A 24,919-nucleotide genomic window follows, 5' to 3' on the forward strand; every position below is an offset into this window, starting at 1 on the left:
GTCACGGCAGGAAGGTGAGCAGCTCGGCGAGCACGAACCCCGGGTTCTCCTCGGGCAGCCAGTGCCCGCTGCCGGGCACCTCCACCGCGCGGACCAGGTTCGGCAGGCGCGACTCGACGGACGGACGCGTCGACGTGAGCAGCCCCTGGGCGGTCATCAGCATCGTCGGCGTCGGGACGGGTGCGGCCGCGGTGTTGTCGCGCTCGTCCCGGCCGAGTGCCCGGTAGAGCTCGAAGCCGCCGCTCAGGACCTGGGGCCGGCTGTAGGTCCGGGTGAACTCGTCGATCTCCCGCTCGTCGAACGGCGGCGTCGTGCGGCTGCCACCGAAGCTCTCCCCGTCGTGCGCGACCTGGGCGTAGAACAGGCTCAGGTACTCGCGCACGTCGTCGGCGACGACGGTCTCGGGCACGACCCGCTTCATGTGGAACGCGATGTGCCAGCTGAACGTGGCGTACCGGGCGGCGCTGAGCGCGGGACCCGGCAGCGGGTAGTCGAGATGGGCGTAGCGCAGGACCTCGTCCGGGTACTGGGCCGCGTACCGGAACCCGACCCCGGCTCCGAGGTCGTGACCGACCATGCGGACCTCGCGCAGACCCAGGTGCTCCGCGACCAGTCCGTGCACGTACCGGGCGAGGGTGGCCTTGTCGTAGCCGGTGGGGACGCCCTCGCTGTCCCCCAGGCCCGGCAGGTCGACCGCGTAGACGGTGTAGTGCTCGGCGAGGGCGGGCATGATCGGCCACCACGCGTACCAGGACTGCGGCCATCCGTGCAGGAGCACCACGGGCGGGCCGGTCCCGCCGGCGACGTAGTGCATCCGCACCCCGTCGACGTCGGCGAACCCGTGCCGGAACGCGCCGTCGAACCCGGGGTCGTCCCGGGTGGCGGCGCCGAACCCGGTCGCGCCGGGCGGGGCCGGTGCCGGGCCGGCGCCCGGAGCGGAATCGGTCCCGCACCCGGCCGTCAGGGCCAGCACGGTGAGGGCGACGGCCACGGCGCGGCGGGCCGGTCGGAGAAGGTTCACCTCCGCAGCATCGGCACCCGTCGTACCTGCTTGCAAGAAATCTTGCCGATCGGCAATCTGGCGGCATGGACGACACCGGACACGACGTGCTCGCCGGAGTGGGCCCGCGGTTGCGGGACCTGCGCCGTCGCCGCGGCGCCACCCTCGACCAGCTCGCGGCGGAGACCGCCCTGACCGCGAGCACCCTGTCCCGGCTGGAGACCGGGAAGCTCCGGCCGACGCTGGAGCAGCTGTTGCCGCTCGCCCGGGCGCACGGGGTCCCGCTCGACGACCTCGTGCAGGCGCCTCCGACCGGTGACCCCCGCATCCATCTGCGCCCGGTGCGCCACCGCGGGCTGGTGTTCGTCCCGCTGACCCGTCGCGGCGGCGGGGTCCAGGCCTTCAAGGTGATCTACCCACCGGCCGCCGCGTCGCCGACGACCGCCCTGCAGACCCACGAGGGCTACGAGTGGTTCTACGTCCTCGACGGCCGGGTGCGCCTGGTCCTCGACGACACCGAGCACCTCCTCGACCCCGGCGAGGTGGTCGAGTTCGACACCGGCACACCGCACTGGATCGGCAGCGCCGACGACCGGCCCGCCGAGACGCTCGCGCTGTTCAGCCTCCAGGGCGAGCACGCCCACCTCGGCCGGGGTGCGACCCGTGCCGCGCACGACGGCCGAGGCCACTGAGGGCATCACCGGCGAATCCGGCCCGTTCGACGCAGGGCACGGCGGAGCGACGAAGCTGATCGAGCGGTCCGTCCTCGGCGAGCTTCAGTCGGCCCCCATGCGCGGTCACCGGCAGCGGAGCAGCGGGTCGATCGCCCGACGCCACTCAACCCAGCGCCCCGCTCCTGCCGCTGTCACTCCTCGGTGACGCAGAAGAACGCCTTGACCTGCTTTTACTAACGTGGTTAGCTTATTGTGGTCGCACGGGAACGGACACGAACCGGTACCCGGACACGCGGGGCTCAGCCGGGGAGATCCACCCCGCGCAAGAAGGTCCGCATCATCTCGACGAAGCGTCGTTCGTCCTCGTCATCCGAGGCGGGCACCAGGTCGTCGGGACCGAGTCCCTGCAGCGCGGCGCGCCCGTTCGCCGTACTGATCGCCGAACCGATCGTCATCCGATGCGCAGCTTCGAGGAGGAACAGATGCACGCGCTCCGGGACGCCCTGCCCCTCCAGTAGGAGGGAGTACCGCCGGTAGAGCCGCACGAGCAGCGGCTGCGGAAAGTACGCGACCACCAGCGGCACGGCACGCGGGTGCCGCAGCAGTGAACGGCGGAACAGCGTCGACTCCTCGACGAGCCACTCCCGCCACTGCCCGGCGGCGGGATCCGGCACGCGCGGGGTGTCCAGCACGATGGTCCGGGCGACCTCCGCCAGGATCTCCGCCTTGTCCGCGAAGTGGTTGTAGAGCGACGGCGCCCGGACGCCCAGGGCCGCGGCGAGCCGTTCGAGACTGAGCGCTGCGGGCCCGCCCTCGTCGACGATCGCCAGCGCGGCGCGGGCGGCGCCGTCACGCGTGATCAGCGGCCTGCGCCCCATCACCACCTCATCTCCTGTCGGACCGAGCCTACGGCCCACACCCACCACCACCTCACGACGGAGGACGCTCGACGATGCGCAACACCACCGTTCTCGATGCCCTGGGCGCCTGGTCGAGGCGTCGCCCCGACTCGCCTGCGCTGCAGGACCCGGCGCGTTCCCTGACCCGGCGCGAGCTCGCCGCGGCGCAGGACGCCGCCGCCGCCGCGCTGGTCGAGGCCGGGGTCCGGCCCGGCGACCGGGTCGGGGTACTCGGTCCGCTCTCCGTCGACTGGGCAGTGGCCGCGCTCGGCGTGCTGCGCGCGGGCGCAGTGCTGTGCCCGCTCAACGAACGTCTGGGAGCGTTCGAGCTGGCCGAGGTCCTCCGTCGGATCGACCCGGTGTTGGTCGTCGCCGATGACGGACACCGCCCGACGCTGGACGGCATCGACGCCGACACCCCCGCGGTCCGCTCCCTCGCGGCGATGCAGGAACGCCCCGCTGCGGGACGTTCCGTCTTGCCCGACCTGCCCCGCGACCCGACGCAGCCGGCGTGCATCCTGCCGACCTCGGGGTCGACCGGACGCCCGAAGGGGGTCGTGTACACCCACGAGGCCCTGCTCGGTGCGTTCTTCGAGTGGGCACTGCAGGCGCCGGAGCTGCTGCGTGGGCGGGCACTCGGCGTCAGTGCGTTCTCCTTCGCCGCGGGGCTGCTCAACGGCCTGCTCGGCCCCCTGGTGCTCGGTGGCAGCGTGGTACTGCTCCCCCGGTGGGACGCAGCGACCGCACTGCGTCTGATCAGGGACGAGCAGATCACCACCTTCGCCGCCACCACCATCTTCTACGAGCAGATGGCCCGGCTCCCGGAGTTCGCCGACGCCGACCTGTCCTCGTTGACCGTGGCGTTCACCGGCGGGAACCCGGTCACCACCGAACTGATCGAGGCCTGGGCTGCGAAGGGCGTCGGGCTACGACAGGCCTACGGCCTCACCGAGTCGCTGTCGAACGTCACCTTCCCGACCGTCGAGATGTCCGTGCGCAGCCCGGAGTCCGTCGGCGAGGGCGGCATCCTCACCAGGGTCGTGGTCACCGACCCCGACGGCGTCGTACTCCCGCCGGGCGAGCCCGGGGAGATCCGGATCTCGGGGCCCGGACTCGCCGCCGGCTACTGGCAGGACGAGGAGCACACGGCGGAGGCCTTCGCCGACGGGTGGCTGCGGACCGGCGATGTGGGCGTCGTCGACGACCACGGTGCGCTGCGTGTCGTCGGCCGCCTGAAGGACATGATCATCAGTGGCGGGATGAACGTCTACGCCGCCGAGGTGGAACGCGCGGCGCTCGCGCTTCCGGGCGTGGTCGAGGTGGCGGTGATCGGCGTGCCCGACGACGAGTTCGGCGAGACCCCGGCGCTGCTGCTGCGAGCGACCGAACCGTTCTCCGACCAGGCCGTACTGGAGCACTGCCGGACCCGCCTGGCCGCGTACAAGATGCCCCGCTACGTCGTGTTCCTCGACGAGCCGCTTCCGCGGACACCGAGCATGAAGATCGACAAGGCGGCCGTCCGAGACCGCCACACCGACATCCCCGCCACGCACCGTCGGCACGCACGTACCCCCCTGCCCGCGTGAACCGGGCCCCGGACGAGAGGACCAGCGCATGAGCATCGACGAGACCCCGGTGACCGGGCGGCAGGACCGCGCGTTCCGCACCATGCTCCGACACGTCGAGAAGGGCAGTACCGACTGCCACGACGAGATCGCCCGGTCCGAGGCAGCCGAGTACCGGGACCCGGGGCTGGCCGCCCTCGAACGCGATCGGGTGTTCGGCGAGGTGCCGTTCATCGTCGGCCACGGCTCGGAGATCGCGCGGCCCAACGAGTTCCTGACCCGCAGGCTGCCCCGCAACAACGCCATCGTCATCCGACAGCGCGACGGCGGCGTCAAGGCGTTCGTGAACGCGTGCCGACACCGCGGGGCCCAGCTCGTCGACGAGGCGTCCGGCCGGTGCCGGCTCTTCTCCTGCCCCTATCACCGCTGGTCCTACGACCCGAGTGGTGAGCTGCGCACCGTCACCCTCGACGACACGTTCGGCGACTTCGACCGGACTGCGTTCGGTCTGGTGGAGCTGCCCGTGCAGGAACGGCACGGGTTCCTCTGGATGATCGACAACGCGAAGCGCGGGATCGACGTCGAGAGCTGGCTCGGCCCGGAGATGGACGCCATCCTCGCCGGGTACCGGATCGAGGACCTGGTGAGCGTGACTCCACAGTCGTTCGACCGGCCGACCAACTGGAAGATCATGCAGGACGGCTTCCTCGACAACTACCACGTCAAGTACGCCCACCCGAACACGGCGGGCAAGGTCCTGCACACCAACAAGCTGGCGCTCGAGGACTACGGCAGGCACTTCTGGTTCCTCGCGGCACGCAAGAGCATCGACCGGTTCGTCGACGACGAGGACCCGGCCGGGGCCGACATCGCCAAGCACACGATCGAGAGCTGCTTCCTCGCGCCGAACAGCATGCTGCTCAAGCACGCGACGCACGTCGAGCTCCTGACCTTCCGGCCCTATGGCGACGACCCCGCGAGCTCGGTGATGGAGATGCGGATCATGGCGCCCACCACCGAGGCGCTGGAGATGGATCAGGAGCGCTGGGACGCGCTCTGGGCGAAGAACTGGAAGATCATGATCTCGATCATCCACGACGAGGACTTCCCGATCCTGGAGGGTTCGCAGGCGGCGATGCGCAGCCAGGACGCCGGGACGATGCTGCTGGGCCGCAACGAGCTGGGTAACCATCTGTTCCGGCGGGAGCTGAACCGCCTGGTCACGGCCGAGCCGGGCGCGTGACGACCACCGCGGGCCCGCCCGGCCTGGTCCGGCTGCGGGAGGTGCCGGACCTGACCGTGGCGGCCCGCGAGCTGCTCGCGCGGGCGGCCCGGTTCGACGCCGAGATGGGCTTCGGCCCACCACCGCCGGACCTCCGCCGCCCGGTGGACACCGTCATCGAGATCGACACCTGCCTGCACCGCCACGACGTCGCGCACGACGACCACTACGTGCCGGCCGGTGTCGTGTGCATCCGTGACCTCGGCGGGGGCACCGGGTCCGTCGAGCTGGTCGTCGACCCCCTGCGTCGTGCGATCGGGGTGGCGACCTCGGTGCTGGAGGTGCTCGGCACCGAGCCGGACCCGGTGTGGGGCTGGGCCGGGACCGGGTTGCACGTGCTGCACGCCGTCGCGCTCGGCAACCATCCGGCCGCCGAGCGCCTGGCGCGGCGGTCCGGTGTGGCCACCGACGCCGTCCGGCACCACCTGGTGCTCCCCGTCGACGAACCCGCACCCGACGATCCGCAGCTCACCCGGGACCGGCCGGACGGCACCGTCGCCGGCACCGACGACGACCGCGAGGTGGTCCTGCGCGACGTCACCGGGGGGTCCGCCCGTCTCCGACGGCCGGGCCCGGACGGCGCGCTCGCCGGGATCTCGGAGATCGCGACCGCACCCGGTACGCCGGAGCACGCACGGTGCGCGGCGCTGGTCACGCTCGTCGGCGCGGCTGTCGTCCGGCTGCGGGCGGAAGGTGCGGGAGCCGTCGAAGCGGTCGCCGACGCGGGCGACGGAGCGCTGCTGCTGGCGTTGCGCCGGTTGCGCTTCGAGCACGACCGCACCGACCTGGTCTTCCGCATCGGACCGGCCCGCTGACGCCGGGCCCGGTGTCAGGCCCGCGGACGCTCGTCGACGACCCGCCGGGCCTTGAACGTCGTCTCGGGCAGCGTCCCGGGATCGAGCAGCGTCACCGGCACCGTGATGGCGACGGCCCGGCGCAGCGCCTGCTCGGCCCGCCCGGCGAGCTCCCGCCGGGCCGCGGCGGCGTCCGCGGCGGGCAGGCCGTCGAGCGCCGTGGCGGTGGGCGCCGAGACCTCGGCCTGCACCGTGATCTCGTCCAGCGCGGCCGGGCGAGCGACCCGGATCCGGAACTCCGGCCCCAGCCCGTCCACCGAGCGCAGCGCCGTCTCGACCGCCGACGGGAAGACGTTCGCCCCGCGGACGACGAGCATGTCGTCGAGCCGGCCCAGCACGCCCTCGGGCATCCGCGGGTAGGTCCGCCCGCACGGGCACGGGTCGTCGGCGAGGTAGGTCTCGTCCCCCGGCGCGAACCGGATCATGGGCTGGGACTCGCGCCAGAGGTGGGTGTAGACGACCGCGCCGCGCCCGCCGACCGGCACCGCGGTGTGCGGGTCGTCGGGGGCGACGACCTCCACGTGCACCTCGTCGGTGATCAGGTGGGTGCCGGTGCCCGCGGTGCAGCCCACGCTGGTCTGGAACGGGTACATCTCCGACGTCGACCCCGCGTCGACGACGGTCGCGCCCCAGCCCTGCTCGATGAGGTGGCGGGTCCCGGGCAGGGAGCCCCCGGGCTCACCGCCCACCAGCAGGGTGCGGACCGTCCCCGCCGCGAGGTCGATGCCCATCCGCTCGGCCACCGACAGCAGGTGCACGCAGTACGACGGCGTCGCCGTGAACACCGTCGACCCGAGCCGTCCGATCAGCTCGAGGTGCCGCTCGGAGTCGGTGACGCCGAGCGGGAACACGGTCGCGCCGATCCGTTCGAGCCCCTGCAGCACACCCCAGCCGCCGAAGAACAGCCCGAACGGGAACCCGACCTGGGCGATGTCGTCCGGCCGGACACCCGCACACCACTGGGCCATCGCGTGCACGTCCGCGGCGCGGTCCCAGTCGCCCCGTGACACCGCGTAGAGCGTCGGTGTCCCCGAGGTGCCCGACGAGCCGTGGATCCGGGCGATCCCGGTCGACCCGTCGGGCGTGGAGAAGTCCCGGGTGTAGCTGCCGAACGGCGGATGCTCGGCCTGGTCCGCCACCAGCATCCGCTTGGTGACCACCGGGACCTTCGCGGTGAAGTCCGCGAGCGAGCGCACGTCGTCGGGGTGGAAGCCGTGCGCGTCGTAGTGCCTGCGGTAGAACGGCAGCCGGTCGTAGGCGTAGTGCAGCTGGTGGCGGATCCGGTCCAGCACCACCGCGTCGCGGTCGCGGGGGTCGCGGGTCTCCCGTTCGGCGTCCCAGAATCGGGCGAACCCCCGGTCGTCACGGTCGGTGCCGTCGACGACGGTGTGCGGCACGGCGGCGCTGCTCATGCGTGTCCTCTCTGCGGCGGGGTGGTCTCGGCGGCGGTCAGCCGGCGCTGCCCTTGGCGTTCCACCCGCCGTCGACGGGCAGGACCTCCCCGGTGAGGAAGGACGCGTCCTCCGACAGCAGGAACGCGGCCGCGGCGGCGATGTCGGCGGGCGTGCCGAGCCGCGGGATCAGGTGGGCCGCGACGAAGTTCTCCCGCATGCTGTCGGTGATCCCGGCGAGGATCGGGGTGTCGATCGTGCCCGGGCAGATGCAGTTCACCCGGATCCCGCGCGGGCTGTACTCCATCGCGACCTGCTGGGTGAGGCTGACGACGCCGCCCTTGGCCGCGCTGTAGGCGGCCAGGTTCTCCAGGCCCTTGAGCGCCGCCATCGACCCGATGTTGAGGATCGACCCGCCCCCGCCGTCGAGCATCCGCGGGATGACGGCCTGCATCCCCAGCCAGACGCCCTTGAGATCGGTGTCGACGACGTGGTCCCACCCGGCCTCGTCGAGGTCGACGACGTTGTCCGGCCCGAGGGTGTTGGTGACGCCCGCGACGTTGCCGAGGGCGTGCACCCCGCCGAACCCGCCGACGGCCTCGTCGACCAGGCGCTTCCAGTCGCCCGGGCGGCGCACGTCCATCACGACGTGCGCGGCCCGCCCGCCGGCGTCGACGATCTCGCGGGCGGTCGTGTCGTCGTCCTGCAGGTCGCCGACCACCACCGCGGCGCCCTCCGCGGCCAGCCGCAGCGCGATGCCGCGGCCGATCCCCTGCACACCGCCGGTGATGACGGCGACCTTCCCGTCGAACCTGTTCATGCTCGCTCCGATCTCGAAGGGGGTCGGGGTCGGGGTCAGGCCCGGCCGAGGGCCACGTTCGCCAGCCGCTCGCGGCGGGCCATGTTCTCCCGCGGGGTGAACTGCGGGGTGACGTAGCGGGCGAACAGCTCCAGCGAGCGGTTCCAGCGGTCGGTGGTCACCCAGTCCCGGGTGTTGATGAGGAAGGTGCCGAAGCCGCCGGTCTGCTCCTCCAGCTCCCTGATCGACCGGATGCAGTCCTCCGGGCTGCCGACGATCCAGGGGATCTCCTCGACCATCCACTCGAAGGTGAGGTCGGCGTCGTCCATCCCGTGGCCCTTCTTCATGAGGGCGCCGAGGCCGAGGCCGAGCAGGTACTCGTAGGAGCGCCGCACGCCCTCCCGGATCTCGTTCATCGCCTGGTTGCGGGAGTCGGAGACGTAGACCTCGCGGCTGACCCGCCAGTTCCGCCGTGCCTCGGCGGGGTCGAGTCCCGCCTGCTCGGCGGCGCCGACGAGCGCGGCGGCGTGGGCGGCGAGGTCGGGCGCGTCGGTGTAGCCGCGGTTGTCGGTGGGCGCGAAGTACACCGAGAGCGCCTTCCAGCCCTTCTCGCCGCACCGCGCGTAGTTGTGGGTGCCGGTGAGCCCGGCGATCGCGAACGGCGGGACCTCCTGGTAGGGCCCGACCTGCAGCTGGCGGTTCTCGTACTTCCAGTAGAGGCCCTCGTAGCTGACCGGCTCCTCGGAGGTCAGCAGCTGCCAGATGATCTCCAGCGCCTCGTTCGTGCGCGGCTTGGCCTCGGAGCGCTCCAGCCCGAACAGGGCCTGGTCGGTCGGCAGCCCGCCGCCGCCGAAGCCGTACTCGAGACGGCCGTGGGTGAGGTGGTCGAGGAACGCGAGGCGCTCCGCCACCTGGAACGGGTCCTGGTAGGGCAGGTTGACCACGCCGGTGCCGAGCCGGATGCGGCTGGTGACCGCGGACGCCTTGGCGATCATGTACTCGGGCACCGGGACGTTCTCGAAGCCGCCGGTGTGGTGCTCGCCGATCCAGTACTCGTGGAAGCCCAGCTTCTCCGCCAGCACGATGTCGTCGATGTCCCGGTCGTAGGACAGCGTCCAGTTCTCGTGCGGGGGGTGCTCGGGCATCGTGAACAAGCCGAACCGCATCGGTCGGACCTCCTGGCCGCACTCGGCCGGCGTAGCCTCGTTGCCAAACGCCGGGTTGTTTTCAGTCCGGCAAACAGTGACCTGGTTCACCTGAGCTGTCAAGAACTCCGTTCGTAGCGGGGCAGACCGCCCCTTTGCGTCGTTGATAACTGACCCTCGGTTTGTTTTCATGGCGGGACACCCGACCCAGGAGAGCCGCCCGTGCCGCACGCCGACGCCGTCGACCCACGCCCCCGTTCCGAGCTCGACGCCGACGGGACGTGGCGGCTCGCCGGGCTGCGCTGTCCGGGGTGCGCGGCCGTCTCCGCCCACGTGTGGCCGCGGTGCCCGGCGTGCGGCGGACCGGTGGAGCGGGCGTCGTTCGGTCCGGGCGGCACCGTCTGGAGCAGCACCGTCGTCCGGATCCCGGTCGCCGGGCGGGAGCCGCCCGTCGCGCTGGCCTACGTGGACCTCGACGACGGGCCACGCGTCCTCGCCCACGCTCCGCTCGGACCGGACGCGCCGCCGGTCGGCTCCCGGGTCGTGCTCGTCGCGCCGACCGCGGCGGGCGACCCGGCGGTCGGCACGGTGCCCGGCACCGGCGCGGGGGTGGCGTCGTGACCGGGGTCGCGGTGCACGGCGTCGGCACCTCCCACTTCGGGCGCAGGCCCGACCGGGACGCCGTCGCGCTCGTGCACGACGCGGTGTCCGAGGCGCTCGCCGACGCCGGGGACCCCGCGCTCGACGCGGTCTGGGTCGGCACGGTGTTCGGCGCGCCCGGGGTGGCCCAGCGGTCGCTGCGCGCGCTCGGGATCACCGGGATCCCGGTGGTGACGGTCGAGAACGCCTGCGCGAGCGGGACGACGGCCTTCGCCGAGGCCTGCGAGGCCGTCCGCTCCGGCCGGTACGGGCGGGTGCTCGCGCTCGGCGTCGAGCGGATGAGCGCGGCGTTCGACGGCGCGATCACCCCCGAGCCGTCCGACCCGGAGCAGGCCTCGGGCCTCGCGCTGCCCGCCCTCTACGCCATGAGCGCCGCCCGCTACCTGGCGCTCGGCGCCGTCACGCACGCGCAGCTGGCGGCGGTGTCGGTGAAGAACCACGCGCACGCCCTGCACAACCCCCGTGCCCAGTACGCGGGGTCCTACACCGTCGAGCAGGTGCTCGGGTCCCGCATGATCAGCGACCCGCTGACCCTGCTGCAGTGCTGCCCGACCTCCGACGGCGCCGCCGCGGCGGTGCTCGGCCCGGCCCGCGGGACGGGCCGGGAGGTGGCCGTGCGCGGGGTGGCGCTGCGCAGCGGCGCGCCGTGGAACGAGCGGTCGCCCCACGTGTGGGGGTACGACCTGACCCGCGACACGGCCGCCGACGCGCTCGCCGCCGCCGGCCTGGACTCGGTGTCCGACGTCGACGTCGTGGAGGTGCACGACGCCTTCACGATCGGCGAGATCGTCACCGTCGAGGCGCTCGGGCTGGTGCCCCCCGGTGCGGGCGGACGGGCCGCCGAGACCGGCCTGACCGCACTCGGCGGCCGGCACCCGGTGAACCCGTCCGGCGGGCTGCTCTCCCGTGGCCACCCGCTCGGCGCGACCGGGCTCGCCCAGGTCGCGGAGATCGTGTGGCAGCTGCGCGGCGAGGCGGCGGACCGGCAGGTCGAGGGGGCCCGGATCGGGCTGGTCGAGACGATGGGCGGCGGCGTCTCGGTCCTCGACGGCAACGCCTGCGTCGTCGCCGTCCTGGAGGCACCGTGACCACCACCCCGCCCGACGCCGCCCCGTTCGACGCCGACAGCGCCGACCTGCTCTCCGCGGAGGCCGTGGCCGACCCGTACCCGCTGCTCGCCGCGCTGCGCGAGCACGACCCGGTGCACTGGAGCCCGCGGTACCGCTCGTGGTTCCTCACCCGGTTCGACGACGTCGACGCCGCACTGCGCGACGTGCGCTTCTCCTCCGACCGGATCGCCCCGTACCGGCGGGCCAAGCTGGACCGTCCGGGCGCCGACCCCGGGCTCCGCTACGCCTTCGGGGTCCTCGAGGAGTGGATGGTCTTCAAGGACCCGCCGGACCACACCCGGCTCCGCAAGCTGCTCAGCCGCGGGTTCACCCCGCGGGCGGTCGCCCGGATCCGGCCGCGGGTCGAGGAGCTCGCCGACGAGCTGCTCGACGCGGCGACGCCCTCCGGCGCGGGCACCCTCGACGTCGTCCGGGACTTCGCCTACCCGCTGACCGCCTCGGTCATCGCCGAGATGCTCGGGGTCCCCCGGCGCGACCAGGACGACTTCAAGGTCTGGTCGGACCGGATCACCGGCCTGGTGTTCGGCGGGATGGGCGACGCCGGGCGGCACGCCGACGGGGCGAGCGGGATGGCCGAGCTGACCGGCTACCTGGCGGACCTGGTCGCGGCGCACGAGCGCGAGCCCGCCGACGACCTGCTCTCGGCGCTGATCAGCGCGCGCGACGAGCACGACTCGCTGAGCCACGACGAGCTCGTCGCCACCGGGGTGCTGCTGCTGTTCGCCGGGCACGAGACCACCACGAACCTGATCGGCAGCGCGGTGCTGGCGCTGCTGCGCCACCCCGGGCAGCGCGCCCTGCTCGACGCCGACCCGCAGCGGTGGAGCGGCGCGGTCGAGGAGGTGCTCCGCTTCGACGGTCCCGCCAAGACCGTCGCGCGGGTGATGGCGCAGGACGTGGAGCTGCGCGGACGGACCCTGCGCCGCGGGGACCGGGTGTTCCTCAGCCCCTCGGCGGCCAACCGCGACCCGGCGGTGTTCGAGGACCCGGACAGCTTCGACATCACCCGCCGGCCGGGCCGCCAGCTCGGCTTCGGGGTCGGGCCGCACTACTGCCTGGGCGCGCCGCTCGCGCGGCTCGAGGCCGCCGTCGCCGTGCCCCGGGTGCTGGCACGGCTGCCCGGCCAGACCGTCGACGAGGACGGGCTCCGCTGGGCGCCGGTGCTGCTGTCCCGCGGGATGGAGCGGCTGCCCGTGCTGCTCGACCCGGGTCCGCCGGACGCCCGGTGACCGGGGAGGATGGGCGGGTGACCGACCCGCCGGCAGCGCTCCCCGGCGGGTTCCGGCTGGACGGCCGGGTCGCCGTCGTCACCGGCGCGTCGTCCGGGCTGGGTGCCTGCTTCGCCCGGGTGCTGGCCGGTGCGGGCGCCGACGTCGTACTGGGCGCGCGCCGGGCCGACCGGCTGGAACAGGTGCGGCGCTCGATCGCCGACACCGGGCGCCGCGCCGTCGCGGTCGTCACCGACGTCGCCGACCCGGACCACTGCGAGCGGCTCGTCGACGCCGCCGTCACCGGGCTGGGCCGCATCGACGTCCTCGTCAACAACGCCGGCACCGGCTACGCCGCCCGCGCGGAGACCGACGACCACGGGCGGGCGGCCGCGCTGCTGGAGGTCAACCTGCTGGGGGCCTACGCGATGGCCGCGGCCGCGGGCCGGCGGATGATCGACGCGGGCCGCGGCGGCGCGATCGTCAACGTCTCCTCGGTGCTCGGGCTGACCGCCGGCACCGTGCCGCAGGCGGCCTACTCGGCGTCGAAGGCGGGGCTGGCGGGGCTCACCCGGGACCTGGCGGCGCAGTGGGCCCGGCACGGCGTCCGGGTCAACACGCTGGCTCCCGGCTGGTTCGCCTCGGAGATGACCGGCCCGCTGCTGGAGCACCCGCGCGGGCGCGACGCCGTCGTCGACCGGATCCCGCTGGGCCGCCTCGGCGAGCACGACGAGCTGGCCGGGCCGCTGCTGCTGCTCGCGTCGCCGGCGGGGTCGTACCTGACGGGCACGACGCTGTGCGTCGACGGCGGCTGGACGATGCACTGAGCGGGAAGGGGTGAGCTGATGCCGCGACCGAGTCGCTGGCCGGACCTCGTGCGTGCGGCCGGGGAGGAGTTCCGGGAGCACGGGTACGACAACGCGACGCTGGAGAGCATCGGGGCCCGGGTCGGGATCCTGAAGGGCAGTGTCTACAACTACGTCGGCAGCAAGGAGGAGCTGCTGCTCGCCGTCGTGGACCGGCCGGCGCAGGCGCTGCTCGCCGAGCTCGACCGGCTGCGGGCCGACACCGACAGCAGCGTGGCGATGCGGCTGCGCGAGCTGATCCGGACCCAGGTCCGGATCTTCTCCGACTACTACCCGGCCGCCTTCGTGTACCTGCAGCACGTCGGGCGCTTCCGGTCGCCGGTCTTCGCCCGGTTCGACGACATGGACCGCCGCTACATCGCCGCGGTCGAGTCGCTGCTGGCCGAGGGGGTGGACAAGGGTGAGTTCTCGCTGGCGGGCTCGCCCGCCGTGGCCGCCCGCGCCGTCGTCGGCATGCTCGACTGGATGCAGCACTGGTTCACCCCGCAGAGCGGTGAGGCCGACGCGCGCCTCGCCGACGAGCTCTTCGCGATCGCGCTCGGGGGCCTGCTCACCGCGGGCGGGGTGCACAGCCTGACCCGCGGACTCCCCTACGAGGCCCCGCCGCAGCCCTGACACCCGTTCCGCACCGGGTGCAGGGCCGCGGCGGGCCCTGCGCGGGCCTTCTCAGCGGAGCCCGGGGCGGGCCAGCACCTCCGGGCGCAGCAGCCGGGCCAGCTCGTCGGCCGGGATCAGGCCCCGTTCGACGACGAGCTCCACGACCCCGCGGCCCGACGCGAGCGCCTCCTTCGCGATCTCGGTGGCGGCGGCGTAGCCGATCGTCGGGTTCAGGGCGGTGACCAGCCCGATCGAGTTCTCCACGTAGCCGCGGAGCACGTCGGTGTTGGCCGTGATGCCCGCGACGCAGCGGGTCGCGAGCGTCCGGCACGCGGCACCCAGGTGCGTGATCGACTCCGACAGCGAGTGCAGGATGATCGGCTCGAACGCGTTGAGCTGCAGTTGTCCGGCCTCGGCGGCCATGGTGACGGCGACGTCGTTGCCGATCACCTCGAACGCGACCTGGTTGACCACCTCCGGGATCACCGGGTTGATCTTCCCGGGCATGATCGAGGACCCGGCCTGGACCGGCGGCAGGTCGATCTCGTTCAGACCGGCGCGCGGGCCCGAGGACAGCAGCCGCAGGTCGTTGCAGGACTTCGACAGCTTCACCGCGATCCGCTTGAGCACACCCGACAGGTGCACGAACGCGCCGCAGTCCTGGGTGGCCTCCACCAGGTCGGCCGCGGTCCGGACCGGCACCCCGGTGATCTCGCCCAGGTGCCGGCAGGCCGCCTCGGCGTAGCCGGGCGCGGCATTGAGACCGGTCCCGATCGCCGTCGCGCCGAGGTTGATCTCGTGCAGCAGCGCCGCGGCCTCGGTGAGCCGCTCGCGGTCCTCGCCCAGCATCACCGCGTACGTGCCGAACTCCTGCCCGAGGGTCATCGGCACGGCGTCCTGCAGCTGGGTGCGCCCCATCTTGAGCACGTCGTGGAACTCGACGGCCTTCGCGGCGAAGGCGCGCTCCAGCACGTGCATCGACTCCGACAGCTCGCGCGCCGCCAGGATCGTCGCGACGTTGACCGCGGTCGGGTAGGCGTCGTTGGTCGACTGGGACATGTTGACGTGCTCGTTGGGGTGCACGACGTCGTAGCGGCCGCGCTCGTGGCCCAGCAGCTCCAGCGCCCGGTTCGCGACGACCTCGTTGGCGTTCATGTTCGTCGAGGTGCCCGCACCCCCCTGGATGACGTCGACGACGAACTGGTCGTGCAGGGCCCCGCCCCGGATCTCGGCGCAGGCGGCCACGATCGCGTCGGCCACCTCCGGCTCCAGCAGCCCCAGCTCCCGGTTGGCCAGGGCCGCGGCCTCCTTCACCGCCGCGAGCGCCTCGATCAGGTGCGGGTAGGCGGCGATGGTAGTGCCGGTGATCGGGAAGTTCTCCCGGGCCCGGGCGGTGTGCACGCCCCAGTAGGCCTCGGCGGGGACGTCGCGGTCGCCGAGCAGGTCGTGCTCGTGACGGACGGCGCTCATGCGGTCTCTCCTTCGGCGGTGGCCAGGGGGCCGGTGACCCGCAGGTCGGTCCGACCCGGCGGGAGGTGGACGCCGCACCGGGCGAGTGCGGCGGTGACGACGGGGCGCAGGGCGCGCAGCCCGCCGTCGGCGATCTTCACGGCGACGGCGGTGCCGTCCGGCAGCGCGGCGACGGTGACGGCCTCGAAGCCGTCCTTGGCGAGCAGGCCCGGCACCGCCCGCATCAGCGCGGTGACCGGGCGCCGCGATCCGCCGACGAGCTCGGGGTGCCGGCGCATCCCGGCCGCGACCAGGCCGTCCGGGGACTCCGGGTCGGCCGTCACGAGCCGGGCCAGCGCGCCGGCCAGCCCCCGCAGCGAGACGGCGAACAGCGGTGCCCCGCAGCCGTCGACGGCGGTCCGGGCGACCGGGGCGCCGGTGAGGTCCTCGACGGTCTCCCGGATCGCGGTCTGCAGCGGGTGCCGCGGGTCCAGGTAGCCCTCGGTCGGCCAGTCGCGCAGCAGACAGGTCCGCAGCATCGCGGCGTGCTTGCCGGAGCAGTTCTGCGCCAGCTGCGACGCCGACCGGCCCGCGGCGAGCCAGGCGTCCCGCTCCTCGGGGTCGTAGGGCAGGTCGGCGGGGTTGCCCAGCGCGCCGATGCCGATCGGGCCGAGCAGCGCCCGGACGGCGCCGAGGTGGGCCTGCTCGCCGGAGTGGCTCGCGGCGGCGATCGCGAACCCGGACGGACCGGGTCGCAGCCCGAGCCGGGCCATCGCCGCGGCCTGCAGCGGCTTCGCCGTCGAGCGGGGGTAGAACGCGACGTCCGGGTCCCCCGCGGCGAACAGCGTCGAGCCGTCCGGGGCGAGCACCACGACCGAGCCGTGGTGCACCCCCTCGACCATGCCGTCGCGCAGGAGGTGCACCAGCGGTTCGTGGGCCGGTACCCCGATCCTCGGCGGGGCGGCCAGCTGGGTCATACCGTGTCGTCCTCTCTGTCGTCCGTGCTGTGGTCCGTGCTGTCGTCCGCGCCGAAACCGGTCCGGTCGAACGCGGACATGTCGATGCGGTTGCGGACCGCGTACCAGCCCGCGACCAGGGCGCCGACGATCACCGGCAGCCCCATGAGGGTGATCCGGCCGACCTCGTCGAAGGCCATGAGCACGACGACGGCGGCGAGGAACACCAGCGTCGCGACGTGCGTGTACGGCGCGCCCGGCAGCCGGAACGCGGGCCGCTCGACGCCTTCGCGGCGGCAGCGGCGCACGAACAGCAGGTTGCTGATCATGATCGTTCCCCAGGTGCCGAGGATGCCGATCGCGGCGAAGTTCAGGACGATCTCGAACGCCTGCGCCGGGACCACCGCGTTGAGCCCGACGCCGAGCACGCAGATCGACGAGGTCAGGAGGATGCCGCCGTAGGGCACCCCGCGCCGGCTCATCACCCCGGTGAAGCGGGGTGCCGACCCCGACGCCGCCATCGAGCGCAGGATCCGGCCGGTCGTGTAGAGGCCGGCGTTGAGGCTCGACAGCGCCGCGGTGAGCACGATCAGGTTCATGATGCTGTCCGCGCCGGGCAGCCCGAGCCGGGCGAGCACGGTGACGAACGGGCTCTCCCCGGCGGAGTACTCCGTCCACGGCAGCAGCATCGTCAGCAGCACCACCGAGCCGACGTAGAACAGCGCGATCCGCCAGACGATCGAGTTGATCGCCCGCGGCATGACCTTCTCCGGGTGCTCGGTCTCTCCGGCGGTGACGCCGACCATCTCGATCGCGGCGTAGGCGAACACGACGCCCTGCACGATGAGCACCGCGGGCAGCAGCCCGGCCGGGAGGATCCCGCCGTTCCCGGTGATCAGGGACGGTCCGGGGGTGACCCCGTCGATCGGGGTCTGCGTCGCCAGCAGCCAGATGCCCAGCAGCATGAACGCCACCAGGGCGCCGACCTTGACGATGGCGAACCAGAACTCCAGCTCGCCGAACAGCCGCACCGACACCAGGTTGACCACGAGCACGACGGCCAGCGCGACCAGGGCGAGGACCCACTGCGGGACCGGGGTGAAGAACGACCAGAAGTGCGCGTAGAGCGCGATCGCGGTGATGTCGGCGATCCCGGTCGTCGACCAGTTGAGGAAGTACATCCAGCCCGCGACGTAGGCGCCCTTCTCCCCCATGAACTCCCGGGCGTAGGACACGAACGCACCCGACGAGGGCCGGTAGAGGATCAGCTCCCCCAGCGCCCGGACCACGAGGAACGCGACGACGCCGCAGACCGCGTAGACCAGCGCGAGCGCCGGTCCCGCCTGGGCGAGGCGGCCGCCGGCACCGAGGAACAGCCCGGTCCCGATCGCCCCACCGATGGCGATCATGTGGATGTGCCGGGCCCGCAGGTCCTTGCGGTAGCCGGAGTCGCCACGGTCGGCGACGGGGGCGGGTCGCGTCCCGGTCACCGGGTCACCCCGCCCTCGCGCACGATCCCGGCCAGGGTCTGCTCGACGTGGCCCAGGTGGGCGGTCATCTCGGCGACGGCGCGCTCCTCGGAGCGTTCGGCGATCGCGGCGACGATCCGACGGTGCTCGGCGTTGGACTGCTCGCGCCGGTCGCCCAGCTTGTTCAGGAACGACGACTGCGCGGCCAGCGCCTCCCGGATCTCCTCGATGACCTTGGCGAACGCGGGGTTCCGCGACGCCCGCGCGATCGTGATGTGGAACAGCGAGTCCAGGGCGACCCAGGTGGCGTCGTCGGTCTCGGCGTCCATCCGGCCGACCAGGTGCCACAGCTCGTCGAGGTCGGCGTCGTCGTGCCGCACGGCGGCGTAGCCCGCGACCGGGATCTCGACGTGCCTGCGGACCTCGAACAGGTCACGGGCGCTGTAGTCGCCGAAGGTCGGGTCGTCCGTCGGACCGGTCGCGACGACGAAGGTGCCGCGCCCGGTGCGCGACTCGGTGAGCCCGAGCGCCTGCAGGCCCCGGAGCGCCTCGCGGACCACCGACCGGCTGACCTCGAACTCCGCGCTCAGCGCCGCCTCGGCGGGCAGCTTGTCTCCGACCTCGTACTCACCCCGCTCGATGGTGGCTCGCAGGTGGGACAGCACGGCCTCCATGGCGCTGACGCGACGGGGACCACGCTGTCCGGCTGTCTGGCTGTCTGACAGGTTCACGGTGCAAGAGAGTGACGGGGAGGGGCGCCGCTGTCAAGAACCGGGGCCGGCCGGCCGAGGGCCGACCGGCCGCAGTCGACCGGTCTCCGCCAGCCGGTCTCCGTCAGCCGGTCTCCTCGGCCAGCGCGACGAGGATGCCGTCCGGTCCCCGTACGTAGGCGAGCACGTGCGCCCCGCCGAACGGCACCACGTCGCCGACCGGCACGGCGCCGTGCCCGCGCAGCCGGGCGAGGGTCTCCGCCACGTCGGTGACCGCGAACATGATCCGCCGGATGCCGAGCACGTTCACCGCGGCGCCCGGGTCCCCGGCCGGCGACGACGGCGACCCGAACCGCATGAGCTCCAGCCGGCCGTGCCCGTCCGGCGTCCGCACGACGGCCATGTCGCACTGCACGCCGTCGAGCCCGACCAGCCGGTCCACGTCCGGGCCCGCCACCGTCGCCCGGCCCTCCTCCGCCAGGCCGAGCGCGCCGAAGAACGCGACCGCCTCGTCGAGGTCGGTGACGACGACGCCGACGTTGTCCATCCGCAGCACGCTCATGATGTCCTCCCGATCGCGCGGCCCCGGTGGCCGCGTCCGTCCCGGGGACGGAGCCGGTCCCCGGTTCTCGACATGTCTCAGCCGAGGATCTCGACCAGCCCGCTCCCGCCGTCCACCCGGACCCGCTGACCGTCCCGGATCAGCCGGGTCGCGTCCTCGACCCCGACCACGGCGGGCAGGCCGTACTCGCGGGCGACGACGGCGCCGTGGGTCATCCGCCCGCCGACCTCGGTGACCAGCCCGGCGATCGTCACGAACGCCGGTGACCAGCTGGGGTCGGTGTAGGTGGTGACCAGCACGTCCCCGGGTTCGAGTGCGGCGCCGGACAGGTCGGCGACGACGCGGGCGCGGCCCTCGACCGTCCCGGCCGACACCGCGAGCCCGGCGAGCGTTCCGGGCGGCACGTCGTCGCGGTGGTAGGAGCCCTGCAGGCACTCGCCGTCGGAGGTCAGCACCCGCGGCGGGGTCAGCGCCTCGTACGCGGCGAACTCCGCCCGCCGGGCGCGCACCAGCGCGAGGTCGGCGTGCCCGGTGCGCGAGACCTGCTCCAGCTCGTCGAACCGCAGGTAGTAGGCGTCGGTGCGGTCGTCGAGCACCCCGGCGGCGACGAGCCGGTCGGCCTCGGCGAGCAGCGCGGCCCGGTAGACCGCGTAGCGCGAGACCATGCCGAACTTGGGGAACTCGCGGTAGCCGATGAAGGTCCGCAGCCGGTCGATCATCAGCGCCGTCCGCGCGGCCCGTGCCTCGCCGTCGGTCCCCGACCGCAGCCGGGCCAGCAGGTCGTCGCGGGTGGCCTCGGCCTCGCGGCGGCCCTGCTCGAACCGGCGGCGCCCGGCGCCGGGCTCCTCGCCGTCGACGTGGCCGAGGATCAGCGGCACGAGCGCGGCCGGGCGCTCGTGCCACCGCGGCCGGCTGATGTCGATCTCGCCGACGCAGCGGGCCCCGTAGGCGTCGAGCCAGCCGACGATCGCGTCGCGGGCCACCGTGCCGCCCTCGACCGACCCCAGCGCGTCGAGCACGTCCTCCCGTCCCTCGCGCAGGAGCGCCACCGCCGCCGGGTACGGGCGGACCGCGTCGGCGACGTCGAGCAGCGCGAGCCCCATCTGCGAGGTCACGTTGTCGGGCACCGACCGGGTCAGCACGTCCGACGGCCGCTCCCCCAGCCACTCGCCGACGTGCTCGTCGATCCAGTACGCCGCGTCCATCGCCGTCATGAACACCCGGGTGCTGCGCGGGTTGTTCAGCCGCGCCCGCAGCTCGGGGATGTCCGCGCGGACGGCGGCGAACAGCTCCGGCCCGACGCGGCCGGAGATCCTGCGGGCCGCGTCCGCCACCGAGGCCCGGACCTCGGCGACCAGCTCGGCGACGAGCGCGGGGTCCGGGTCCAGCGGCTCGGAGGTCGGCGCGCCGTGCACCGGGGCGGGCGTCGCCGGGTCCTCGCCGAGCGGGACCGCGCCGCGGTCGAGCACGGTGCGCAGCGCGTCGGTCATCAGCGGGTCCGACCGGCCCATCACCGCGAGCAGGCCGTCGCGACCGGAGAGGGTGCCCAGCGCGGCGGTGACGTCGACGAACAGCCGCCCGCCCGCCTCGGCCATCGGGCGCGGCGTCGTCATCTGCCAGAACGACAGCCCGAGCGGGCGCATCGCGTCGGTCATCATCTGCTGGTAGCCGACCGACAGGTAGACGTGGAGGCGGTCGTCGTCGGTGTCGGGGACCGGGAACAGCGTGGTGATCGGGCGGCTCTGGACGACCTGGAACCGGCCGCCGGACAGGCACCACTCGACGTCCTGCGGGCCGCCGAGCCCGGCCTCGATCGTGCGGCCGAGGCGCGCCAGCTCCAGGACCTGGTCGTCGGTGAGCAGCGGGGAGTCGTCGTGCGGGCCGAGCCGCTCGGTCCGGATGCCCCCACCGGGCGCGGGCCGGACCGCGACGGTCCGCGGTGCGGCGCGCCGGTCGACGACGGTGCCGTCGCGCACCGTCCACCCGTCCGCCGCGACCAGCCCGGACACCAGTGCCTCACCGAGCCCGGGCACCGCCTCGACGACGGTCGCGGTCCGGTCGGAGGTCACCGGGTCGGCGGTGAACAGCACCCCGGACACGTCCGGGACGACCATCTCCTGGACCACCACCGCCATCGCGACGGCGCGGTGATCCAGGCCGCGCCGCCGGCGGTAGGCCACGGCGCGGTCGGTGAACAGCGACGCCCAGCAGTCCCGCACCCGGTCGAGCACGGCGTCGGCGCCCACCACGTTCAGGTAGGAGTCCTGCTGCCCGGCGAACGACGCCGTCGGCAGGTCCTCGGCGGTCGCGCTGGAGCGCACCGCCCACGCCGTCCCGGCCGGGGACCGACCGACCGCCGCGGCGACCGCCGCCGCGACGTCGTCGGGGACCGGCCGGGACGCCACCAGCCCGCGGACCTCGGCGGCGACCGCGGCGAGCCCGTCGGCGTCGTCGGCGGGCAGGCCGGCCAGGCGGTCCAGCAACGCGTCGAACCCGGGCGCACCCTCCACGACGGCCCGGTAGGCGCCGGTGGTCACGCACCAGCCGCCCGGGACCGTGATCCCCGCCGTCCGGGTCAGCTCCCCCAGGTGCGCGGCCTTCCCCCCGACGACGGCGAGCCGGTCCCGGCCGACCTCGCCCAACTGCAGCAGCACCCCGTGCACGCCCACCCCCGTGTCACCACGACGCCGCAGGTCACGGCGCCGGGCGCAGAGTCTGGCGCGGCCACCGGGTCTTGCCGCAAGTCCCCCGCTGCGTTATACGTTGACCATGGCGGGAGGGACTCCCGCCATGGCTGTCAGCGGCAGGTGGGCGTCGTCGGCAGGTCGGCGAAGCGGGCCTGCAGGAACGCCAGCGCACGGGCCTGCCCCTCCGGGTACCCGCCGAGGTGGCCGGGGACGGGCGACGGCCGGAACTCGACGTCGGCGCCGCGGGCGCACCAGCGCTCGGCGAGCTCCTCGCCCTGGCCGAACGGCACGATGTCGTCGGCGACGCTGTGCACGATCAGCACCGGCGCCTCGGGGGTGCGACGCCCGATCAGCTGCTCGTCGACCCGGCTCGCGAAGGGCTCCTCGTCGAGGAACGCCGAGATCGGGCGTCCGTCGGCGGACAGCGACTCCGAACGCAGGCCCGGGTAGCGCAGCGCGGAGTCCTGGGTGCACTGCTCGCGCAGCTCGGTGACCACCTGCCGGCCGCGGTCGTTGAGCAGGTCCTGCACCCCCAGGTCGGGGTAGGCGGCGTCGAACCCGGACACCGCGTAGCCGAGCAGCGCGACGGCGGGGCCGCCCTCCAGGGCCCGGCCGGTCGCACGCAGGTCCGCCGGCGGCGCGCCCGCGTAGGCGCCGACGAGGTTCAGCTCGGGGGCGTACTCCGGGGCCAGCTCGACCGCGGCGGCCGACGCGCCACCGCCCTGGGAGTAACCGTAGAGCGCGGTCGGGGCGTCCTCCGGCACGCCGACACCGGCCCGCTGGGCGGCGCGCGCCACGTCGAGCAGGGCGTGCGCCTGCGCGGCGCGGTTGACGTAGGTGTGCTCGCCGGGCGTGCCCAGGCCCTCGTAGTCGGTGACGGCCACGGTGTAGCCGCTGGTCAGCAGCGCACCGATCGCCGGGGCCTCGTACTCGGTACCGGCCTGCAGCTGCCGCGACGGCGCGCAGCGGTCGGCGAGCCCCTGGGTCCCCGCGGCGAAGCCGACGACCCGGGTCGGCCCGGGCGCCGGGACGAGCGGGGTGAGGACGATCCCGCTCACCGTGATCGGCCGGTCGTCGGTGTCGAGGCTGCGGTAGAGGATCCGGGTCGCCGTCGCGGCGGGCACCGTCGGGGTGAGGACCCGCTCCGCGGACACGACGTCACCCGGCGCACCCTCGCCCCCCGGTCCGTCCGGCGAGGCCAGTGCCTGCGGCACCGCGACCACCGCCGCGACGACCGCCACCACCCCCGCCACGACCGTCGCACGCAGCCTCGTCCTCATGCCCGTCCCCCTCCGCAGATGATCTCCACTGGGCTGAACGAGCACCCGTCCGCCGGGGAACGGGGGACGAAGGTTGCGAAACGGCAGCGGCGGGTGATCCGTGCCGCGACGAGCGGCACGCAACGGCACCCGGTGCCACAATCGAGGGTGAAGATCGGGTACACGCGGGAGGTCACCGTGGATCATCGGGTACGTGTCGCACGAGGAGCCCTGCGCGGTGTGCTGGCCCTGCCGAAGCCGGTGAAGCGGGCGATCGCCGGCCCGCCCGTCCGTCGCGACGGCCAGCAGCTCGACCTCGACATCCAGCTCCTGCTGCGGCTGCTCACCCCGCGCCGGCCGCAGCCGGTCCCGCCGCCGGAGCAGATGCGGGCGGGCCAGTCGTTCGTCGACCGCGTCGTCGCCGGGCCCGAGGAGCCGGGGGTGCGCCGCGAGGACCGCACGGTCCCCGGCGCGGTCGCCGACCTGCGGGCGCGGCTGTACGTGCCGCCGCCGGGACCCGACGTCGTCGACGGCGCGCTGCTCGTCTACGTGCACGGCGGCGGTTTCGTCGCGGGCGACCTGGACACCCACGACGAGCTGTGCGCGACGCTGGCCGCCGAGTCCGGCGCCCGGGTGCTGTCGGTGGACTACCGGCTGGCGCCCGAGCACCCGTTCCCGGCCGCCGTCGACGACTGCCTGGCCGCGTTCGCGCACGTCACGGCGCACCCGGAGGAGTTCGGGGCGGCCCCGGGCCGGATCGCGGTCGGCGGGGACTCCGCCGGGGCGAGCCTGGCGCTGACGGTGGCCCGCGAGACCAGCCGCGACGGCGCCGACCCGGCCGGGCGTCCGGTGTTCTGCCTGGCGTTCTTCCCGGTCACCGAGCTCGACGGGCACACCCGCTCACGCGAGCTGTTCGGCGACGGGTTCCTGCTCACCGGCGAGGCGATCGCGGCGATGGCCGGCTGGTACGTGCCCGAGGCGATGCGCGACGACCCACGGCTGCGGATCGCCGAGGGCGACCTGTCCGGGATGCCGCCGGCCTACGTCGCGACCGCCGGGTTCGACCCGCTGCGCGACGAGGGCGAGCACCTGGTCACCCGCATGCGGGAGGCGGGCGTCCCGGCGACGCTGCGCCGCCACCCCGACCTCGTGCACGGCTTCGCGACCTCGCTCGGGATCGGGGTGCGGCCCCGCCAGGCCGTCGCCGAGGCCGCCGGGGCGCTCCGGACGGCGTTCGCCCTGCTCGCCTCCCCGGTCCCGGCGCCCTTACCGGATCCGAACACGAGCAGCACCCGGTCCTGATCTACGGGGAGCACCGTCGGTGAGGTCCCGGCCGCACCGGCCGGGCTCGACAGGAGGAACCCGATGCGGACCAGGACGAAGTGGATCACCGGCGCCGCGGGCGCCGCACTGGCCACGGCACTGCTCGCCACCGGCGCGGGCGTGGCCTCGGCGGCCTCCGGTACCTCGGCACCGGCCACCACGAATGCCGCCGACACGAAGACGTGCGACCGGCTGCCGCACGCCATCGCCCGGATCGACAAGCAGACCACCCGGATCGGTGGCGACGCCACCGTGAAGGGCTCGACGGCCTGGATGCAGGCGCGGGAGCAGGCGGCCCGGACGGCCGGGCACACCGCCGAGGCCGACGTGCTCGCCGCCCGGATCTCGGACCAGGCCGGGCGGACCAGCGCACTCGGGACGCTGCGCGGCCAGCTGGAGCACGTCCAGCAGACGGACTGCGGCGGTTCCTGACC

23 protein-coding genes are annotated in these 24,919 nt (G+C 74.0%); 11 read left to right on the forward strand and 12 right to left on the reverse strand.

The annotated features are described in order from the left end of the window. Position 1 precedes the first annotated feature (1 nt). The gene (locus tag KPL60_RS25885; RefSeq protein WP_226367477.1) at positions 2–1,021 is read right to left on the reverse strand and encodes an alpha/beta fold hydrolase; all 1,020 of its coding nucleotides are present in this window, start codon (positions 1,019–1,021) and stop codon (positions 2–4) included. Between the two features lie 65 nt (positions 1,022–1,086). Here KPL60_RS25885 and KPL60_RS25890 point away from each other — a divergent pair, with 65 nt between their 5' ends. Continuing rightward, positions 1,087–1,692 (forward strand): helix-turn-helix domain-containing protein, encoded by a 606-nt coding sequence (locus KPL60_RS25890; protein WP_226367478.1) that lies wholly within the window; start codon positions 1,087–1,089, stop codon positions 1,690–1,692. Positions 1,693–1,973: 281 nt separating this feature from the next. On the opposite strand, the gene KPL60_RS25895 is transcribed toward KPL60_RS25890, so the two are convergent. Next, a complete protein-coding gene (locus tag KPL60_RS25895) occupies positions 1,974–2,552 on the reverse strand; it encodes a TetR/AcrR family transcriptional regulator (RefSeq protein ID WP_226350624.1) in 579 nt (192 codons plus the stop codon). Positions 2,553–2,626: 74 nt separating this feature from the next. On the opposite strand from KPL60_RS25895, the gene KPL60_RS25900 reads away from it, so the two are divergent. Genes KPL60_RS25900 through KPL60_RS25910 form a run of 3 tightly spaced genes read left to right on the forward strand, consistent with a single transcriptional unit; the run spans position 2,627 to position 6,235 of the window. After that, complete coding sequence (locus KPL60_RS25900) at positions 2,627–4,159, forward strand: class I adenylate-forming enzyme family protein (protein ID WP_226350055.1); 1,533 nt, start codon at positions 2,627–2,629, stop codon at positions 4,157–4,159. 28 nt (positions 4,160–4,187) lie between these two features. Continuing rightward, positions 4,188–5,381 carry an aromatic ring-hydroxylating dioxygenase subunit alpha gene (locus KPL60_RS25905; protein WP_226350054.1) on the forward strand — a complete coding sequence of 398 codons (1,194 nt, stop codon included), beginning with the start codon at positions 4,188–4,190 and terminating at the stop codon, positions 5,379–5,381. Further along, a complete protein-coding gene (locus tag KPL60_RS25910; RefSeq protein WP_226367479.1) occupies positions 5,378–6,235 on the forward strand; it encodes a hypothetical protein in 858 nt (285 codons plus the stop codon). The genes KPL60_RS25905 and KPL60_RS25910 overlap by 4 nt, the downstream gene beginning before the upstream one ends. 14 nt (positions 6,236–6,249) lie before the next feature. Here KPL60_RS25910 and KPL60_RS25915 read toward each other — a convergent pair whose 3' ends face one another. The 3 genes from KPL60_RS25915 to KPL60_RS25925 are packed head-to-tail and all read right to left on the reverse strand — an operon-like array spanning position 6,250 to position 9,630. After that, positions 6,250–7,686 carry a phenylacetate--CoA ligase family protein gene (locus KPL60_RS25915; RefSeq protein WP_226367480.1) on the reverse strand — a complete coding sequence of 479 codons (1,437 nt, stop codon included), beginning with the start codon at positions 7,684–7,686 and terminating at the stop codon, positions 6,250–6,252. A gap of 37 nt (positions 7,687–7,723) precedes the next feature. After that, positions 7,724–8,485 (reverse strand): SDR family NAD(P)-dependent oxidoreductase, encoded by a 762-nt coding sequence (locus tag KPL60_RS25920; protein WP_226350053.1) that lies wholly within the window; start codon positions 8,483–8,485, stop codon positions 7,724–7,726. Positions 8,486–8,520: 35 nt separating this feature from the next. Further along, the gene (locus KPL60_RS25925) at positions 8,521–9,630 is read right to left on the reverse strand and encodes an LLM class flavin-dependent oxidoreductase (RefSeq protein ID WP_226350052.1); all 1,110 of its coding nucleotides are present in this window, start codon (positions 9,628–9,630) and stop codon (positions 8,521–8,523) included. A gap of 201 nt (positions 9,631–9,831) precedes the next feature. Here KPL60_RS25925 and KPL60_RS25930 point away from each other — a divergent pair, with 201 nt between their 5' ends. From KPL60_RS25930 to KPL60_RS25950, 5 genes are read left to right on the forward strand one after another with little or no spacing between them, the layout of a single operon-like run. Further along, positions 9,832–10,230 (forward strand): Zn-ribbon domain-containing OB-fold protein, encoded by a 399-nt coding sequence (locus KPL60_RS25930; RefSeq protein ID WP_226350051.1) that lies wholly within the window; start codon positions 9,832–9,834, stop codon positions 10,228–10,230. Next, the gene (locus tag KPL60_RS34890; protein WP_226367481.1) at positions 10,227–11,357 is read left to right on the forward strand and encodes a thiolase family protein; all 1,131 of its coding nucleotides are present in this window, start codon (positions 10,227–10,229) and stop codon (positions 11,355–11,357) included. The genes KPL60_RS25930 and KPL60_RS34890 overlap by 4 nt, the downstream gene beginning before the upstream one ends. Then, positions 11,354–12,628 carry a cytochrome P450 gene (locus tag KPL60_RS25940; RefSeq protein WP_226367482.1) on the forward strand — a complete coding sequence of 425 codons (1,275 nt, stop codon included), beginning with the start codon at positions 11,354–11,356 and terminating at the stop codon, positions 12,626–12,628. Before KPL60_RS34890 ends, KPL60_RS25940 begins: the two co-directional genes overlap by 4 nt. 17 nt (positions 12,629–12,645) lie before the next feature. Next, positions 12,646–13,434, forward strand: a complete 789-nt coding sequence (locus KPL60_RS25945; RefSeq protein ID WP_226367483.1) for an SDR family NAD(P)-dependent oxidoreductase — start codon at positions 12,646–12,648, stop codon at positions 13,432–13,434. Between the two features lie 18 nt (positions 13,435–13,452). Continuing rightward, entirely contained in the window at positions 13,453–14,088 is a 636-nt protein-coding gene (locus KPL60_RS25950) for a TetR/AcrR family transcriptional regulator (RefSeq protein WP_226350047.1), read from the forward strand. Positions 14,089–14,139: 51 nt separating this feature from the next. Here KPL60_RS25950 and aspA read toward each other — a convergent pair whose 3' ends face one another. The 7 genes from aspA to KPL60_RS25985 form a co-directional block, all read right to left on the reverse strand. Continuing rightward, entirely contained in the window at positions 14,140–15,540 is a 1,401-nt protein-coding gene (gene aspA / locus KPL60_RS25955; RefSeq protein WP_226367484.1) for an aspartate ammonia-lyase, read from the reverse strand. Beyond that, a complete protein-coding gene (locus KPL60_RS25960) occupies positions 15,537–16,496 on the reverse strand; it encodes an asparaginase (RefSeq protein WP_226350045.1) in 960 nt (319 codons plus the stop codon). The genes aspA and KPL60_RS25960 overlap by 4 nt, the downstream gene beginning before the upstream one ends. After that, a complete protein-coding gene (locus tag KPL60_RS25965; protein WP_226350623.1) occupies positions 16,493–17,884 on the reverse strand; it encodes an amino acid permease in 1,392 nt (463 codons plus the stop codon). The genes KPL60_RS25960 and KPL60_RS25965 overlap by 4 nt, the downstream gene beginning before the upstream one ends. 77 nt (positions 17,885–17,961) lie before the next feature. Continuing rightward, positions 17,962–18,618 carry a FadR/GntR family transcriptional regulator gene (locus tag KPL60_RS25970; protein ID WP_226350044.1) on the reverse strand — a complete coding sequence of 219 codons (657 nt, stop codon included), beginning with the start codon at positions 18,616–18,618 and terminating at the stop codon, positions 17,962–17,964. A gap of 160 nt (positions 18,619–18,778) precedes the next feature. Next, a complete protein-coding gene (locus KPL60_RS25975) occupies positions 18,779–19,216 on the reverse strand; it encodes a VOC family protein (protein ID WP_226350043.1) in 438 nt (145 codons plus the stop codon). A 77-nt stretch (positions 19,217–19,293) separates the two neighbouring features. Continuing rightward, on the reverse strand, positions 19,294–21,870 hold the full coding sequence (rph, locus tag KPL60_RS25980; RefSeq protein ID WP_226367485.1) for a rifamycin-inactivating phosphotransferase: 2,577 nt from the start codon (positions 21,868–21,870) through the stop codon (positions 19,294–19,296). A 143-nt stretch (positions 21,871–22,013) separates the two neighbouring features. Then, entirely contained in the window at positions 22,014–23,183 is a 1,170-nt protein-coding gene (locus KPL60_RS25985) for a lipase family protein (protein WP_226367486.1), read from the reverse strand. 219 nt (positions 23,184–23,402) lie between these two features. Between KPL60_RS25985 and KPL60_RS25990 the strand changes: the two genes are divergently transcribed. Next, positions 23,403–24,464: an alpha/beta hydrolase gene (locus KPL60_RS25990; RefSeq protein ID WP_226367487.1), complete on the forward strand. Its 1,062-nt coding sequence runs from the start codon at positions 23,403–23,405 to the stop codon at positions 24,462–24,464. A 63-nt stretch (positions 24,465–24,527) separates the two neighbouring features. Further along, positions 24,528–24,917 carry a hypothetical protein gene (locus KPL60_RS25995; protein ID WP_226350039.1) on the forward strand — a complete coding sequence of 130 codons (390 nt, stop codon included), beginning with the start codon at positions 24,528–24,530 and terminating at the stop codon, positions 24,915–24,917. Positions 24,918–24,919 lie beyond the last annotated feature (2 nt).

Source organism: Pseudonocardia sp. ICBG162 (genome assembly GCF_020496225.1).
Classification (GTDB): Bacteria; Actinomycetota; Actinomycetes; order Mycobacteriales; family Pseudonocardiaceae; genus Pseudonocardia; species Pseudonocardia alni.